The organism is Saccharomonospora iraqiensis subsp. iraqiensis (assembly GCF_000430445.1).
Lineage (GTDB): Bacteria > Actinomycetota > Actinomycetes > Mycobacteriales > Pseudonocardiaceae > Saccharomonospora > Saccharomonospora iraqiensis.
In genome coordinates this window covers 1,306-3,261 of the sequence record NZ_KE387114.1, presented here as the reverse complement: position 1 = coordinate 3,261, position 1,956 = coordinate 1,306, and the positions used below count along the sequence as shown (strand labels likewise).

Annotated in this window: 3 protein-coding genes and 1 pseudogene; all 4 read right to left on the bottom strand. The window is 70.2% G+C overall.

Translation table 11 applies throughout. From position 1 onward, the window contains the following. Positions 1-493, bottom strand: a pseudogene (locus ACTIR_RS23955) (hypothetical protein); the annotation flags it as partial. Between the two features lie 17 nt (positions 494-510). Beyond that, positions 511-879, bottom strand: a complete 369-nt coding sequence (locus ACTIR_RS0117015) for a hypothetical protein (RefSeq protein WP_007027318.1) — start codon at positions 877-879, stop codon at positions 511-513. Positions 880-1,149: 270 nt separating this feature from the next. Further along, on the bottom strand, positions 1,150-1,704 hold the full coding sequence (gene hpt, locus ACTIR_RS0117010) for a hypoxanthine phosphoribosyltransferase (protein WP_007027317.1): 555 nt from the start codon (positions 1,702-1,704) through the stop codon (positions 1,150-1,152). 2 nt (positions 1,705-1,706) lie between these two features. After that, on the bottom strand, positions 1,707-1,956 hold a 250-nt coding region (locus ACTIR_RS0117005), incomplete at its 5' end, for a TilS substrate-binding domain-containing protein (RefSeq protein ID WP_199285643.1).

Here is a 1,956-nt window from a genome sequence, read left to right as displayed (position 1 = left end):
CGGCGGCCTGCCGCGCGAGCCGGTCCTGCATGGTGCGGGCCGCCTCCGAGGCCTGCGCACCGGAGTTCGCGATCCCCACGAGCGCGCCCTGGGCCGCGCCCGCACCCTGGCCGAGCCACACCGACCCCAGTTCGGTGATCGCGTTGTAGAGATCGTCGGCGATCCGGGTCAACTCGCCGCCGTGGCGGTTCCAGGTCTGCCCGATCTCCTCGGCGGAGGCGGGCACGTTGTCGACCGTCGCGAAGGAGTAGAGCTGCTTCGAGTCGTGCGCGGCCCAGTTGGGCCGGGCGCCGATCGCCCGGTCATCCCCGAAGAGGAAGCCCTCGGCCCGGCCGCGCGCCCGGTTGACGATGTCGGCGACCTCGGCGCTCTCCTGCCTGCGGACGGCGTCCACGTCCACCGGACGTTCGCTCGCCCCGCCGGTCTGTGTGCCGGGGCGGGCCTGGGTGTCCTCCCCGGTCCCGGCCCCGTCGGTGGCTCTGTCGGAATACATGTCGCCCTCCCCCTTGCTCAGAGCTGCCCGTTGAACGACTGCGCGCTGGAGGCGTCGAAGTCGTCGTAACGACCCATCGCCTCGACGATCGCGTGTTCGGCCTGGTCGTACTGGGTGTACAGGTTGCGCAGCGCCTGCGCGTACGAGTCCCCCACACCCGCCGCACGGTCGGCGAACTTGTGTGCGATCGCCTGTCCCACCGGGTTGGCCCCCAGCCTCGGCGGGGCGGCGAGGAAGTCGGTGTTCTCCAACAGCGCCGCGACCGCGTCCTTGCCGGTCCGGATCTTGCTCAGCACCGCCTGCGCGGCGTCCGGATCGATGCCGACCTGACCGGTCGCCGCGGCCGCGCGGAACGCGGCGGCATCCGCGTAGCTGCTGTTGCCCATCTGTTCGTTCTCCCGTCCCCAGCACATTCGGACATCACACACGGCGGGCACGACGCCCGACGTCGGTCCTGCGCCCGCGATCTTCGCTAAGGTTAACGCACCTGACGCGGAGCTACGACCGATTCTCACCGTTTCGGGTTCCGTGTTCGCGCGGATTCTCCGCCGCCGATGCCTGACCGTTACGACAACGCGGAAACCTGGCCCCCGGCCTACCCGGGCGGGCGACCCCGGCCGGACGGTGGCCGTCCCGAATCACCCGCCCGTGCCCGGTCAGGACGAGTAGACCTGCGGGTCGAGCGTGCCGATGAACGGCAGGTCCCGGTAGCTCTCGGCGTAGTCCAGCCCGTAGCCGACGACGAACTCGTTCGGGATGTCGAAACCGACGTAGCGCACGGGCACGTCCACCTGCACGGCGTCCTTCTTGCGCAGCAACGAGCAGACACCGAGCGAGGCCGGGTTCCGGCTGGCGAGGTTCTTCAGCAGCCAGGACAGCGTGAGCCCCGAGTCCACGATGTCCTCGACGATCAGGACGTCCTTGCCCGCGATGTCCTTGTCGAGATCCATCAGGATGCGCACGACACCGGAGGAGGACGTCGACGACCCGTAGGACGACACCGCCATGAACTCCAGCTGGGCCGGGATCGGCAGGGCACGGGCGAAGTCGGTCATGAACATCACCGCGCCCTTGAGCACACCCACGAGCACGAGGTCCGACGAACGGCCCTCGGTCGGGTAGTCGGCCGCGACCTTGGCGGCCAGCTCGGCGACCTTGTCCCTGATCTGCTCCTCGGTGATGAGCACGGAGGCGATGTCGCCCTCGTACACGGTCAGCCCCCTCCTGTGGTGGATTGGCGGAAGTTCAGGGCGAGCTTGTCACGCGACCGGTAGGCCTCCACCCCGCCGGGTAGGAAAACGCCGCCCTGGCCACGCCACCGGCCCACGAGCGCGTCCACCGACCGCAGGTGCCCGTCGGTCAGGTCACCGATCCCGGCGTCCAGCAGCCAGCGCCGCAGCACCCGCCTGCGCACGGGCGCCTGCGCCGGTTCGAGCACCCCGACGAGCAGGTCCGCGCCGTCC

What these genes read in the sequence shown, in the direction of transcription:
- ACTIR_RS0117015 (WP_007027318.1), bottom strand. Translation starts at nt 879, where the DNA reads ATGGGCAACAGCAGCTACGCGGATGCCGCCGCGTTCCGCGCGGCCGCG.